Below are 13,527 nucleotides of genomic sequence, written 5' to 3'. Positions count from 1 at the left end.
GATATTGCCGACCAACTGATCGCACCACTGGTAACAGCCAATGCCGTGCTGACCGAGAGCGAACGCCGTTCAGGCTGCGCACTCATCGACTTCGGAGCTGATACCACCACTTCTTGCGCGGCCCGTAGCGATGATGCTTGCCGTCCGCAACCGGATGTCCGGCGGGCAACTCAGGATGCCCTGCCGCCACAAGCTGCAAACGGATCTGATCTAACGAAGACATTCGGCAACCCTCCTTTCGAGTTCACGTTGATGCAGAATCGAGCGCCACGCCCTGCAGCCGGCGCCATACACATTGGTTCCGATCGTCTTGCGCTGCGGCATCGAATGCCGGCGACGCAGCGCACTGCTGACACTTTGCAAAGTCACTTGGGTCTCCGGTTATTTGCCGCGCATCCGTCGCCACTCGGCGGACATCCGGTCGTCGAACGCGGCAAGGTCAGTCGCGCAAAGCCGGTCGGAAATCTGATCGCGGAATGCGTGTCGCTCCGCTTTCGTCGGCAGCGCTGCACACGATCGCGCCGCGCAGGCGATGAAGGTGTCGACCATGCCGGCCAGCTCCGCCTCCGCAAGGAAGGTCGCAATGCGATCGGGAAAGGCCGGGAAGAGATCAAAGAGAAGCCGCTCCGCCTGATCGGGCGCGGTCTTGAAACGAAAGACAAGCGCGGATACAGCGCACGCGAGCTGCTGCGGGTATTCGCAGCACAATTCGGCCTGTTCGCGCGACACGCGACAGCAGCCCATTCCGAACTTGAAGCGCGCCATTTCATCGATGCCGACGCACGGCAAGGTTTCGTGCGGCGTGAATCAACCGCTGGAACAGCCGCTGCCCCTTCCGGCCCGTCGCGATGATCTGCTCCGCTTCGCGAGCGTCGATCTGCTGATCCGAAAGCGCGCGCGTCACGTTGTCCGCCACGCGGCCGACATGGGCTTGCAGGTGAAGCGTCGTCGAAACGAGGCGCATCGTGCCGGGTTCCAGCGCATCATCCGGCGCCTGGTCGCTTACGTGTTCAGCGACCAGGCCAAAACGGGCATTCAGCGCATGAAGCGCATCGAGCGCATGCATCTCGCCTTCGCTTTTCTCCTGCATCCATTCGATCAGCAGCTCGAACATCTCCATCGACAGGCGGCTATCGCCAACGCCTCGCAGACGCAGCCGCAACGATTCGGCCGTGATGTTCTTGCCTCGCCGGACGGTCAGGTAGTTGGCCGCGTCGGCCACTCCGCCCGGCGTGTTACGCACCGACGTGTAAAGCACGTCGAGCCATTCGGTACTGTCGTATCGGCAGGTCATGCACGGCCCCTGCGGGATAATTTTGAGAAAGACCTGATTGACGAGCGTGTGAGAATTCGATCGATGCGCTTCTTCACTCGTATTTTTCTATCCATATGGACACGACATCCGTCGCCGCGCTCTCGACCGCGATCGGCGCAATCTTCGGTGCCGCCTGCGGCGCGATCACGACGTTGATCACCACTCGCCAGACCATTCGTCAAAGACAGCGAGAGCATCTTGTCGAGCGAGCGTACGAGGCCGCGCGAGCGGAGCATCTCGCTCACATTGAAATCGCGAAAGTCGACACAGAACGCGGGGCCAGTCGAACAGTACCGGCGTTTAGTCGGTACCTCGTCTACCACCTTGTCTTGCTCGACCGGCTCGTAGACGTCAATAGAGTGAAAGAGCTTGATGCGAGCGCCATTTCTAGTGCGCTTGACGATGCAGCGCGTCTTTCTCGAACAGCGAAGCGGAACGGCGTCTCTCCCAGGAGCTAGTTCATACATCTCCCGGAGATGAACGGGCAGGCGCTCGATGTCGAGAACGGGCGTGAAGGCCAAATCTGCTCGCCGCAGATCGGTACTGTCGTATCGGCAGGTCATTCAATCCCTCCTTCCAAAGCAACTTGAATGCATCGAGCACCTATTAACCAGGGTATCGACAGCAGCGCCGGCGCAATGCCAGGCTTGCCCGATCTGCAACGAAGCGGCGATGAAGGTCATTTCGTCTGCGCCTGATCCGACGTTTGGCTTTGCGGGTGTGAAGCTGGACACGATGCGTTGCTCTGCTTGTGGTCACGAAGAGAGGCGACAACGGGAACCGCGCTAGCCACCGCCCAAGCAACTCCGTCAAGGCAGAAAGAGCTTCAGGAGACGTGTTTGTGTTGTCGACCAGTCCGGCAACAACACGAACACCGCCGCTCTCACGGCCGCACTCATCCAGCGTCGTCACAAGAACCATTCCTCGAATCAATTCCATCTCTCCTCCTTCATGGGTGCGCTCAGATTGAGCTTGATGTGAATGCGACTTCGATCGCATTCGGGGATGCAACGCGGCGAAGCGACGCCACCTAGGTGCCGTAACTCAATCGCCGCTCGAATGCGAACGGGAAAGCGCCCGGCCTCGACAAAAGGCGTGAACACGAAATCTGCTTTTCCCAGATCGGTACTGTCGTATCGGCAGGTCATGGTCGTGATATTTGGGAGAAAGCTCGTTTCATTCTGTCGCCGCGTCTCATCAACAAATACGATGCGAATCGCGGCTCAACGTGCCGATTCGAGCGGATCTGCCGTGACAAGAGTCGGCATGAACAGATCAGGTCGAGCCACCTTCACCGCAGCCGGGATACCGCGCACGAGCCAATTGCAGACTCGCTGAGTACCGCCGAGGCTTTTTTCGTAGCCGAGCAACTCGGCGACTTTTGCCGGGCCGCCGAGGCGCTCGATCGTCTGCCGATCCGATTGGATGTGAGCTGATTTGTCCATAGGACAACATTAAACACCATGTTTATTCACGTTGCAAACATAGCGTTTAACAACAAGACGTTTACTTCATCGACTATTGGCTCCATGCGAGCCATACATGAAACGACGCAGCGTCTGTACGTTGCGGCAAAGAAACTGCGGGACGTTGACGGCCCGGCGAACGTCGCGCGCCTGCTGAATGAATCACCTCAACTTCTCAATAATTGGGAGCGGAGAGGCATGTCTTCGGCCGGCATCATCAAAGCGGCGACACAAATTGGTTGCAGGGCTGAATGGCTCAGATCCGGCGTTGGCGACATGGCCGACGCAGGTGCAATGAAAGGAACATTGCGAGAAAGTAAGGTTTCTGACGATCAAAGCACTCGTCAGAAATCGAAGCCGCTGCCGGCGGACAACCTCGACATTCCTGGACGCGCAAAGTCGTTCAACGCCGCCCTGACCAAGGCGGCGGAAGATGGCCTCGTCACGCCGCAACTGATGCAAGCGCTTGAGGGCATGCTGGAGGCCGTAGTTGCCGGCTCGAACGCAGCGGCGTTTGCAAAACGCTCACGCGCCGTGATCAGTGCGGCCGTGCAGCCCGAGAGGCAGCCTGACAATGAAGAACAACAACGGGGATCCACGCGGAAACGTCATTGACCTTACGGCATATCGGACGACACGCCAGCAACGCATTACTACGGATCCTGACGGTTCAGAATTCGTAACAGAAATTCACTTTTCTATCACCCGCTCCGGCAAGATTGTCGCGTCACATCCCCGCCTGGCTGAGAACCACCTTCTCGCCGTCCTATCGTGGTGCCAAAGCCTATCCACGCTCGTCTTAGATTCCTATATAGACGCCACTGCCTGACCCGACGAAAGTGACGCCGTCCGCGTGAACGGCGTGCGTTCGCACGCGCAAAAACTAAACACCATGTTTGCTTTCCGCATAAACATCATGTTTAATTCGTCCAAGACGTCACCCGACGCTCTTCCGGAGAAACGACATGAAATCGACCGACATGCACACCGATGCCCGCCGCGAATGGCTCCGTAGCGAGCAAGCGCCCCGCATCACGCCGTCCGAACCCGCCCGCCAAAGTAACTTTGAGAAGTCAGCGATCTTCCGCTGGACCGTCGTCGCGGCGCTGCTGTTCATCGTAGTGAACGCGTTCCAGGATGCGCCGATCGACGCGCCGGCGACCGCCTACCGGGTCACCGTCTGAGGAGCGCGAAAATGAAAAGAACCGTTACGGCAATCGCAGCGTTTATCGCCGGCCGCTTCCCCTGCACGAAGGCTGGCCCGCAGCCGGGAGCCTTGAATAACGCCGCCCTTGACCCGTTCGAAGCACCGATCCGTGAATTTCTGTCGACCCGCAAGCGGGCGTCGATGATGGAGTTGCTGGAAACTTGCCTGCAGCTTCCCCAAGAGCGATGGATCCTTTCGGAGCGGCGCCGAATTGGGAAGGTGATGAGGTCACCTGGCTGGATCCGTCCGATCGAAGTTGACCGCAAGAGGTGGTACTTTGCCGCGCCCGAATGCGCGGATCCGAGCAGTGGCGACGGCCGATTCCGTCAATGTGCAATTTGCGGCGGATATTTCGGCCGTCCTTACTACGCAAAGGACGTTACTCCGTGTCCGTGTGGCGGTTGCGAGCCCGTTGAGCAATGTCAGCCGTCACCGTCTGAAAAATCGCGACAGCATGATCTGGCGTTGCAGCGTCTCCGAACTGGGCCTTCGCCAAGGCCCGAGCGAGAGTCAACGTGTCATTCGCGTATTGCCAAGCGCCCAGCACCTCCGGCGGCAGCGGATAGCTGCGATGAATCTGCTCAAGATGCTCGTCAAAATTTCTGTCTCCCTGCGGAATCCGGTGAAGTTCGGCCATGCGCACCTCCTTACAAAAAGCTTAAGGATAGCGCAAACCCCGCGCAGTTCGACTGACCGCGCGGGCCGCGAAATGGCAGATCGGACTCTCATCACCGACGCGGATATCGCCCGCGAACATCGTCTTCGCCATCTTCCCGGCCCTCTGTCCGAAGCATCGTCCAACGCTGCCCTGCGGATCTGCCTCGCCAACTGCGCGGCGATCCGCAAGCGGAACACACGAATCGATGATCGCCCGCTCGACGGCAAGTCCCTCGCAGCCGGCGAAAGGATTGATGACCATGGCACGTAAAGCCTTCCTCGTCCAACCGGACATTCCTCGCCGCGACACGCTGGCACTGCGCACCGTCGCTCGCTATGACCGGAACGCAACGCGCGCGACGACGCCGATTCTGGTCGGCAAGTATGTCGTCGGCCGACGTCCGCTGCCCGACAGCCTCCATACGCTGTACCTGATCCTCGACGGGAACGAGATCGCTCACAAGCTGATCTCATTCCCAAGCGAAGCCGACTGTGCAACGGCGATCATGCGTCTGCGCGAAGCGAAACGCGCAGCAGGCAGGGCCGCTCGCGCGGCGATCGGCAACGCGAAGAAGCCCCGCAAGGCTCGCCGCCGGACTGTCGCGGAGGCTGCGTAATGGATGCCCGCACGCAACCGCTCGATCTGACCGCACCGATCCAGACCGGCAACATGAAAGCCGCTGCAGCCGCAGCGGGCGCGAAGTCGGCGGATCTGTGGATGGTGCCTTACGAGCAGCTCCACTATGACCCGCGCGACAACATTCGCTCCGTCGATCCCGAATGGGTCGCACATCTCACGGAGCTGATGATCGCGAACGGGTACGACAAGAGCCAACCGCTTCATTGCTACATTCGCAAGGTCGACGGGAAGGATCTGATCTACGTGTACAAGGGGCAGCACCGCTATCTTGCTGCCGGGAACGCGATCAAGGCCAAGAAGGATCTCGGCCAGATCCCTTGTGTGGTGCGCGACGCCAAGACCGTCAGTCGCGCCGAGATGGTGATCGACGGCTACCTCAGCAATGAGAGCAAGCGATCATCGCCGCTCGAGCTGGCGGCGGTCATCGCCGAGCTGCGGGACATTCATGGCATGACCGTCGCAACGATCTGCAAGCGCCTGGATATCACCGAGCAAACGATCCGCGACGTCAGCCTGCTTGAACGCGCATCGGCCGAGTTGCACCAGATGGTGCGCGTCGGCACTGTCGCCGGCACGCTCGCGATCGAGCAGATCCGCAGGCACGGGCCGGACAAGGCGCTCGATCGGCTTCAGAAGGGCGCGGTCAAGGCTGCAGCGGGCGGAAAGGTGCGGGTGACGAGGAAGCATCTCGATGCAGGCCCGGTGACGTCGCCCGCCGCGAACGTGCGGGCAGCGTCGGACGATACAGTAAGCGCTCAGGCGTCCGCACCGCCCGCCAGGACGACTGCCCCCGTGTCGCCCAAGATCAGCGAGAAGCAGTCAAAGCAACTTTTGCAGGCGCTGCAGGCCGTGCTGCACGACAGCGGATTCGGGAAATTGTCACGGTCGACCATCGAGGCCGTCCACAGCGCACTGATGCCTCTGAACCTCCCCGACGGAGCGACAGGAGGCGCGAAATGACCTTGCGCCCGGCCCCTTCTACCCCACGTCGGCTACATAGCATCCGACAGGAACGCCGCCGCGCGGCGATCGAGATACGAGCAAAGAAAGGCGCCGCGTCTGCCAATGAGCACGTGGCCGAATTCAGGAGGATCGAACAGTGAAAACCGCCTTTTTACTGCTCGCGCAATATAACGGCCAAGCCGTTGTGCCTATCGCCGACGTCTGCCGCGATTACTTCGCGCCGTTGACGGTCGCTACGCTGCTCAGGAAGATCGGCGCCGGGGAAATCCGGCTGCCGGTGGTGCGGATGGAAAAGTCGCAGAAAGGCGCCAAAGGAGTTCACCTTGAAGATCTCGCTGCGTATATCGACGAGCGGCGTGCTGCGGCAGTCAAGGAGTGTCACCAGCTGTGCGGCTAAGAGCACGCAATTATCAAAACAGAAAGCCCGCATATGCGGGCTTTCTGTTCATGATCCACTTTTCGCGGGTTTGGCCCCATCACCTGCAGAGCTTGCCCCTGCATCCGACGGAACGCAATTCATCAGTTGTGCGTGAATCTTTCGAGCGTTCGCAATAGCCTGAGCCGCTTCATCTCCATCAATCGTCTCATTAAGCGAATAGTCGGCTCGATGGCGTGACTTCTTTAGGACAATCAGCATATATCCCACGCCCTTCGCCTTCAAATTACCTGAACCAAGGAATCGATCGGAAAGGCGCTCATGAGCACCTTTCGACAAATGGGCCTCGGCGTCTGGAAAATGAAGATCAGCGATCTCAGAGGCCGCATGATAGGCGCTGTAATATGCACGACTGACCGCGCTCCGAGAATCTATTTCGGTAGCGCCGGTCGCAATTGATTCCGCGCACGTCAAAAAATCGCTCGACGTAACGCTCATACGATAGCCAGCCTAGGATTTGCAACTCGCGCCTTAAAAACCCGAGTCACGATTGATATAAGCTCTTGAGCCGCGCGGCCTTCAAATCGCTCCAACAGACACTCGGCAATCTCAAAATTGAGATCCGCACACCGAGAATTATCGGCATCGACAAACAGCTCAAGCTGCATATCGTCCTCGCCGGTCGCTCGAAATTTCATCGAGTGCACGTTATTCCCGGCTTCTCGGATGATGCAAACGGCAGATTCGAGCCGCTGCATCAGGTCTTCATGGCTATAGCCGCTGGCCTTGAAATATTCACTAATCAGTTCAGCAGACGCTTGCTTTTTGACAAACATCTCTACGTCAGCCTCATTGAGTGCAAGCTTAAGCTCATCAGAGATATTCTGGGCGTATGCGGTCATATCAAGTGTTGTGAGTAACACTGTAGACGCAAAGCTGAGCACTCCGCGGTGTCCGGCAAAGCGCAAGCTCGCGTCAACCGCAAACTTGTGTGCTTGACGAACTTCCCCCATATGGAGCATCCCCAACATTGCATTGTTGACAATGCATTCGTCGCCGGCAGCAATCTTGACGGCGTTCTTCAGCTTGCTGCAAGCCTCATCGTGCTGGCCAAGGCCTACGCTCGCAAGACCGATAGCTGCCTGTATCAGCGAAAAATTACATTTCCCCGTCTTGTACACAGCCGTCAAGCGAGCAAGTGACTCTTTGAGAGCGTTGGTTACATCCTCCCCTTCTTGCTGGCGGGTCAGCAAGACCACGGTCTCATTAAACAGCAGAGCTTCTCGGGAGTCGGCCTTCGCCTGTAACGTCATATTGATATTTTCTGGTCGTTCGGGTGCGACGCAGCGCAGGACGCCGCTAGATTGGTCAAATTATATGGATCAAAAAGGCAATAGGTTTGCGGGCGGGCGATTGTTTTTCCCTATCGAGCCGTTGTGCAACGCAATCATTCCGCCCACAAAAATGCTACATCAGTGCTACAAGCCGAGAAGGCAGACCGCCGCCACCCTTACCAGAAAAGGCTTCCAGCGATTTGACCGATCCAGTCGAGCATAGGCGCTACAGAAACGCGGCGAGGAGGCAGTGAAGTCGCAACAGACATGAATTCGGCAAGATACGGCGCAGACACAACTCGCCATTTTACCGCAAAGGGCGCCGCGGCCGCCGGATGCGCTACGCGCCGGCACCGCCCGCCAGTTCCGTATCGACCGCACGCCGGGCTTCGTCGAGCACCCGCTCGACCACGCGGCGCTCGGTCAGCAGCAAGCCGTCGACCTTCACGAGACGCCAGTCGATCAGCACGGTGTCGCCTTGCAGCACACGATAGTGCGCGCGCTCGCCGTCCCAGACCTGCTCGGTCTTTACCTCGATTTCGAAGCCGCGGTACGGCTCGCTGAAATCGCCCAGATCGCTGCCCTTCAGTTCCATCGCACGCTCCGTCGATGCGCTGTGCGACGCGCCGAAAAATTCGTCGGCGCGGCGCGGTCAGTCGTATTCATCCGACAAGATGGCCTTGCCGTCGTCGGTCAGATCGACGCGGTCGGCGGCGGCCTGATAAATGAGCCCCTCGTTCAGCAGCACGTAGACGATATCGCCGAACGCCGCCGGAACCGGCCGGCTGTCGCCGAACTGGTCGATCCACTTCAGGGCCTCGATGGCTTCGGGAGAAAGGATGGGACTCATGCGCGACCTCCGGCACCGGTGTCGCTCCATCCTAGCACTACATCTGGCCGGAGAATATCGCGGCGAGCCCGCAGCCGAAATGCCGGCCGCGGCCCGAAACCGCGCCCGGCCACGGCAACGCATCGGCACGCAAGAGCGCGCTCAGAGCCGCGCGATCGAGACCTCGGTCGATTTCACGAGCGCGACCACTTCCGCCCCCACCTTCAGATCCAGTTCGTCGACTGAGCGGGTGGTGATCACCGACGTGACGATGCCGAACGGTGTTTCGACATCGACCTCGGACACCACCGATCCGCGAATGATCTCTTTCACTCGGCCCTTGAACTGGTTTCGCACGTTGATTGCAGTAATGCTCATCGGGTTGATCGCTCCGTAATGGTCTGAATTCGGACGGCGGGCGCCGCCCACGTTAAACGGCCCAGCGAAGCCGGCCGGCCTGACGCTCGACAGGCACGTCGCGCGCGTCCTGTCCTGTCTGCGCACCGCCCGACAGCACGCGTTGCAGCACGCGATCCTCGAGCGCCGCGAATTCCGCCGATGCTCGCGCGCGTGGCCGCGCCAGCGGCACCGGCTGATCGAGCGCAATGCGTCCCTGTTCGATCAGCAGGATCCGGTCGGCAAGCGCGACGGCCTCCTGCACGTCGTGCGTCACGAGCAGCGCGGTAAAGCGATGCTCACGCCACAGCCGCTCGATCAACGCATGCATCTCGATGCGGGTCAGGGCGTCGAGCGCGCCGAGCGGCTCGTCCAGCAGCAGCAATTGCGGACGATGCACGAGCGCGCGCGCCAGCGCGACGCGCTGCCGCTGGCCGCCCGACAGTTGCGCGGGCCAGTCGTCTGCACGTTCGAGCAGGCCGACCTCGTCGAGCACCGCGCGCGCATCCTCGCGCGCGCCCCTGCCGAGGCCGAGCATCACGTTCTGCAGCACGGTCTTCCAGGGCAACAGCCGCGCGTCCTGGTACATGATCCGCGTGTCGAGTGCGCCGCCCTCGCCGTGCGTCGTGAATGCGCCCGCGCTCGGCTGCTCGAGGCCGGCGACCAGCCGCAGCAGCGTCGACTTGCCGCAGCCGCTGCGTCCGACGATCGCGACAAAGCTGCCGCGCGCGATACCGAGATGCACGTCGTCGAGCACGGTACGCGCACCGTATCGCTTGCTCACGCCGCGCAGCGTCACCGCGTCGTCGTGCGTGCTTTCGGCCGCGCTGCTGCGCCGCGACAGCGGCACAACGGCCGCGCCGCCGGCGTGCTCGAGTATCGCCGCGTCGCGGGCGTCCCCGTCCGCAATGCGTGTCTGCGCAAGTTCCGCTTCGAGATCCGAACCGGAGAGCGGCCCGTAGACGGCCGCCAGCGTCGTCGCATTCATGCCTGTCCTCCAGATTGATAGGCGGGGTGCCAGCGCAGCGTGGCACGTTCGATCCATTTCGCCAGCACGTCGGCCAGCTTGCCCAGCACCGCATACAGCAGGATGCCGACCACGACCACGTCGGTTTGCAGGAATTCGCGCGCATTCATCGTCATGTAGCCGATGCCCGACTGCGCGGAGATCGTTTCCGCGACGATCAGCATCACCCACATCAATCCGAGCGCGAAGCGCACGCCGACGAGAATCGACGGCAACGCGCCCGGCAGGATGACGTCGCGATACAGCGCGAAGCCGCGCACGCCGTAGCTTTTCGCCATCTCGATCAGGCTCGCGTCGACCGAGCGGATGCCGTGATACGTATTGATATAGATAGGGAAGAACACGCCGAGCGCGACGAGGAACAGCTTGGCCTGCTCGTCGATGCCGAACCACAGGATCACGAGCGGAATCATGGCCAGCGCGGGAATGTTGCGGATCATCTGGATCGTCGAATCGAGCGCGACCTCGGCGGTTTTCGACAGGCCGGTCGCCAGCCCGAGCGCCAGGCCGATGCCGCCGCCGATCGCGAACCCGAGCAACGCCCGCCATGTGCTGACTTTCACATTGGCCCACATCTCCCCGGACGCGACCAGCGACCATGCCGCACGCACCACGGCGACCGGTTCGGGCAACACGCGGGTCGACAGCCACCCGGCGCGCGCGCCGGCTTCCCAGACAGCCAGCAATGCGAGCGGCACGAGCCACGGTGCCGCGCGGCGCCACGTGCGGGTGGCGATGCCGCTGCCCGCGGCGGACGATTTCGTTGTCATCGCATGCCTCCCATCGCTCAGCTCTGGCTCGCCTTCGGCAAATAGTTGTTGCCGACGATCTCGCCGAACGGGCCGGACAGCGGGCCGGCCGTCTTCACGGCCGCCCGATCCTTGATCAGCGGGAACACCAGTTCGGCGAAGCGATAGGATTCCTCGAGATGCGGGTAGCCCGACAGGATGAACGTCTCGATCCCGAGCGCCGCATATTCGCGCATGCGCGCCGCGACCTGCTCCGGATTGCCGACGAGCGCGGTGCCCGCGCCACCACGCACGAGACCGACTCCGGCCCACAGATTCGGGTACACCTCCAGGTCCTGGCGGCTGCCTCGCTTGCCGCCGTGCAGCGCCGCCATGCGGCGCTGCCCTTCCGAATCCATGTTCGCGAACGCCTGCTGCGCTCGCGCGATCGTTTCGTCGTCGAGACGGCTGATCAGGCGCTCGGCATCCGCCCAAGCTTCTTCTTCGGTCTCCCGCACGATCACGTGCAGGCGGATACCGAACTTGATCTCGCGGCCGTTCGCCGCTGCCCGCGCACGCACGTCGGCGATCTTTTTGGCGACCGCCTCGGGCGGCTCGCCCCATGTCAGGTAGGTGTCGATATGATCCGCCGCGATCGCGTGCGCAGCCGGCGACGAGCCGCCGAACCACAGCGGCGGATGCGGGCGCTGCACCGGCGGATACAGCGCCTTGCCGCCCTTCGACTGCAGGTGCTTGCCGATGTAGTCGAACCCGCCGTTGTCATGCGACGCGCTCAGGAGGCCGCGCCAGATGTGCAGAAAATCGTCCGTGATCTGATAGCGCGTATCGTGGTCGGCGAACAGGCCGTCGCCTTCGAGCTCCGCTGCATCGCCGCCCGTCACGACGTTGATCAGCAGACGGCCGCCCGACAGACGGTCGAACGTCGCGGCCATGCGCGCCGCGAGCCCGGGCGACGCGATCCCCGGCCGCACGGCGACGAGAAATTTCAGGCGCTGCGTCGCAGGGATCAGGCTCGAGGCGACGACCCACGCGTCCTCGCAGGAACGGCCGGTCGGCAGCAGCACGCCCTCGTAGCCGAGCGTGTCGGCGGCAACCGCGATCTGCTTGAAATAGTCGTAGTCCGCGGCGCGCGCGCCTTCTGCCGTGCCGAGATAGCGGCTGTCGCCATGCGTGGGAATAAACCAGAACACGTTCATCTGCTGCTCCTGCCTGACTGTTCGTTCAGATATTTGAGGTAAAAGGCCGCCCTGCTCGCGCCGCCGGCGGGCGTCGCATGCATGGTGTGCGTTCGAATCGGGGTGGCTCGCCGATCAGTCCGCGCGGCGGGCGAGTACGCGATTGCGCGGCTGTTTCCGGGAAATCAGTCTAGGGATCGGGGTTGGGCTTTGGAACGATTTTTTTGAGCTTAGGTTTTCCGCTTTCCTGATTAGCAGGCTGCTGGAGCGAATATCGCGACAAGCGCCCCTATAATGGCGCATCCATCCGAATAATTTCGCGCGATTGGCCACGGCCGAGCGCGCATGCGGCGCACTCATCGATGCAGAAAATCCTCCTGCCCTTCCTGTCCGGCTTTCTGGCCGCCCTTTTCTTTCGCGAAGCGACACTCGCGCTGCTCCACACCGCTGACCTGATCGCCGCAGCAGGATTCTCGACATCACCGTTCGCACCGCTCGGTATTCCTGAGTTTGTCGCGAATGCGCTGATCAGCGCGTGCTGCGCGATTCCGATGGCGTGGCTGCTGCGCGTATCGCCGGAGCGCGGGGCGCCGTGGGTCGGCGCGCTGATCTTCGGCGGCATCGTGCTGACCGTCGCGCGCGTGTTCGCGATCGATCCGCTGCGCGGCATCTGGCCCGCGGGGAACATGATGCCGGTCCTGGCGTCCGGGTTCGCGGCGAATGCCGTGTGGGGCTTCGGCGCGCTCGTGTTCATGCGGGCGTTCATGTTCGACGATGCGATCGAGGAGTGACGCTCGATGCCGGGCACCCGCCCGGCTCCGTCGCCGTGCCGCCAGACACGCAGGCTTCCTGAAAACAGCCGCGTATCCGGCGCCATAAACCATTCGGCCGCCGTTTGCACATGCTAACGGCGGCCGAATCGCTTCAAGGCCTCGCGCGGGACGACGGCGCGTCGGCTGAAACCGTCCCTCGCGCGACGCCGGACGCCTCAGTCCTTCAACCCCCGCAGCGGATGCGTGTCCGGCGTCCACGGACTGTCGAACATCGCCAGCACGTCCGCGCGGCTGACATCCCCGATCGACTTGAAACGCCATGCCGGCCGCTGATCCTTGTCGATGATCAGCGCACGCACGCCTTCGATCACGTCGCCATGCGCGAACGTCGAGCGGGTCAGGTCGAGATCGCGCCGCAGGCAATCGGCCATCGTCGCGCCACGCGCGCGCTCCACCGTTTCGAGCGACACCGCCATGGACAGCGGCGACAGCTGGCTGCGTATCGCATGGCTGGCCTTGCCGGCCCATCCGTCGACGACCGCGCGGTCCTGCTCCGCCTCCAGCGACGCGAGGATGGCACGCAGATCCGCCTGCGCGAAGTGGGGGTCGATGCCGTCGCG

Annotated in this window: 18 protein-coding genes and 1 pseudogene; 7 read left to right on the top strand and 12 right to left on the bottom strand. The window is 61.8% G+C overall.

Going from position 1 to position 13,527, the window contains the following annotated elements; translation table 11 throughout:
• Positions 1-381: 381 nt before the first annotated feature.
• The 3 genes from KH616_RS12480 to KH616_RS12470 are packed head-to-tail and all read right to left on the bottom strand — an operon-like array spanning position 382 to position 1,878.
• Positions 382-765 (bottom strand): hypothetical protein, encoded by a 384-nt coding sequence (locus KH616_RS12480; RefSeq protein ID WP_292244859.1) that lies wholly within the window; start codon positions 763-765, stop codon positions 382-384.
• Position 766: 1 nt separating this feature from the next.
• The gene (locus KH616_RS12475; RefSeq protein WP_292244858.1) at positions 767-1,294 is read right to left on the bottom strand and encodes a phage regulatory CII family protein; all 528 of its coding nucleotides are present in this window, start codon (positions 1,292-1,294) and stop codon (positions 767-769) included.
• Positions 1,291-1,878 carry a hypothetical protein gene (locus tag KH616_RS12470; RefSeq protein ID WP_292244857.1) on the bottom strand — a complete coding sequence of 196 codons (588 nt, stop codon included), beginning with the start codon at positions 1,876-1,878 and terminating at the stop codon, positions 1,291-1,293. The genes KH616_RS12475 and KH616_RS12470 overlap by 4 nt, the downstream gene beginning before the upstream one ends.
• Positions 1,879-2,778: 900 nt before the next feature.
• Here KH616_RS12470 and KH616_RS12465 point away from each other — a divergent pair.
• From KH616_RS12465 to KH616_RS12440, 6 genes and pseudogenes are all read left to right on the top strand, one after another.
• Positions 2,779-3,396: a hypothetical protein gene (locus tag KH616_RS12465; protein WP_292244855.1), complete on the top strand. Its 618-nt coding sequence runs from the start codon at positions 2,779-2,781 to the stop codon at positions 3,394-3,396.
• Positions 3,397-3,746: 350 nt separating this feature from the next.
• On the top strand, positions 3,747-3,965 hold the full coding sequence (locus KH616_RS12460; protein ID WP_292244853.1) for a hypothetical protein: 219 nt from the start codon (positions 3,747-3,749) through the stop codon (positions 3,963-3,965).
• 594 nt (positions 3,966-4,559) lie between these two features.
• Complete coding sequence (locus KH616_RS12455) at positions 4,560-4,916, top strand: hypothetical protein (protein WP_292244851.1); 357 nt, start codon at positions 4,560-4,562, stop codon at positions 4,914-4,916.
• Positions 4,906-5,262, top strand: a complete 357-nt coding sequence (locus KH616_RS12450; RefSeq protein ID WP_292244850.1) for a beta-hexosaminidase — start codon at positions 4,906-4,908, stop codon at positions 5,260-5,262. Before KH616_RS12455 ends, KH616_RS12450 begins: the two co-directional genes overlap by 11 nt.
• Positions 5,262-6,200 (top strand): annotated as a pseudogene (locus KH616_RS12445) (chromosome partitioning protein ParB); the annotation flags it as partial. The gene KH616_RS12450 and the pseudogene KH616_RS12445, both read left to right, overlap by 1 nt.
• Before the next feature lie 184 nt (positions 6,201-6,384).
• Positions 6,385-6,645, top strand: coding sequence for a pyocin activator PrtN family protein (locus KH616_RS12440; protein WP_292244848.1), 261 nt, complete (start codon positions 6,385-6,387; stop codon positions 6,643-6,645).
• 48 nt (positions 6,646-6,693) lie between these two features.
• Here the strand turns inward: KH616_RS12440 and KH616_RS12435 are convergent, their stop codons facing one another.
• The 8 genes from KH616_RS12435 to ssuD form a co-directional block, all read right to left on the bottom strand.
• Positions 6,694-7,122, bottom strand: a complete 429-nt coding sequence (locus tag KH616_RS12435; protein WP_292244846.1) for a hypothetical protein — start codon at positions 7,120-7,122, stop codon at positions 6,694-6,696.
• Complete coding sequence (locus KH616_RS12430) at positions 7,119-7,937, bottom strand: hypothetical protein (protein ID WP_292244844.1); 819 nt, start codon at positions 7,935-7,937, stop codon at positions 7,119-7,121. The genes KH616_RS12435 and KH616_RS12430 overlap by 4 nt, the downstream gene beginning before the upstream one ends.
• Before the next feature lie 361 nt (positions 7,938-8,298).
• Complete coding sequence (locus tag KH616_RS12425; protein WP_292244842.1) at positions 8,299-8,553, bottom strand: hypothetical protein; 255 nt, start codon at positions 8,551-8,553, stop codon at positions 8,299-8,301.
• A gap of 57 nt (positions 8,554-8,610) precedes the next feature.
• Positions 8,611-8,808 carry a hypothetical protein gene (locus KH616_RS12420; protein WP_292244840.1) on the bottom strand — a complete coding sequence of 66 codons (198 nt, stop codon included), beginning with the start codon at positions 8,806-8,808 and terminating at the stop codon, positions 8,611-8,613.
• A gap of 141 nt (positions 8,809-8,949) precedes the next feature.
• Positions 8,950-9,165 carry a TOBE domain-containing protein gene (locus tag KH616_RS12415; protein ID WP_292244838.1) on the bottom strand — a complete coding sequence of 72 codons (216 nt, stop codon included), beginning with the start codon at positions 9,163-9,165 and terminating at the stop codon, positions 8,950-8,952.
• Positions 9,166-9,217: 52 nt separating this feature from the next.
• Entirely contained in the window at positions 9,218-10,171 is a 954-nt protein-coding gene (locus KH616_RS12410) for an ATP-binding cassette domain-containing protein (RefSeq protein WP_292244836.1), read from the bottom strand.
• Positions 10,168-10,980, bottom strand: a complete 813-nt coding sequence (ssuC, locus tag KH616_RS12405; protein WP_292244835.1) for an aliphatic sulfonate ABC transporter permease SsuC — start codon at positions 10,978-10,980, stop codon at positions 10,168-10,170. Before ssuC ends, KH616_RS12410 begins: the two co-directional genes overlap by 4 nt.
• 17 nt (positions 10,981-10,997) lie before the next feature.
• Positions 10,998-12,155 (bottom strand): FMNH2-dependent alkanesulfonate monooxygenase, encoded by a 1,158-nt coding sequence (gene ssuD / locus KH616_RS12400; RefSeq protein ID WP_292244834.1) that lies wholly within the window; start codon positions 12,153-12,155, stop codon positions 10,998-11,000.
• Positions 12,156-12,496: 341 nt separating this feature from the next.
• On the opposite strand from ssuD, the gene KH616_RS12395 reads away from it, so the two are divergent.
• Positions 12,497-12,925 carry a hypothetical protein gene (locus KH616_RS12395; RefSeq protein ID WP_292244832.1) on the top strand — a complete coding sequence of 143 codons (429 nt, stop codon included), beginning with the start codon at positions 12,497-12,499 and terminating at the stop codon, positions 12,923-12,925.
• Between the two features lie 197 nt (positions 12,926-13,122).
• Here the strand turns inward: KH616_RS12395 and KH616_RS12390 are convergent.
• Positions 13,123-13,527, bottom strand: a 405-nt coding sequence (locus tag KH616_RS12390) for an enoyl-CoA hydratase/isomerase family protein (RefSeq protein ID WP_292244830.1), incomplete at its 5' end; no start/stop codon positions are given.

Source organism: Burkholderia sp. (genome assembly GCF_018375725.1).
Classification (GTDB): domain Bacteria; phylum Pseudomonadota; class Gammaproteobacteria; order Burkholderiales; family Burkholderiaceae; genus Burkholderia.
Note: the sequence above shows the minus strand (reverse complement) of the source record. Positions and strands in the feature narration are given on the sequence as shown.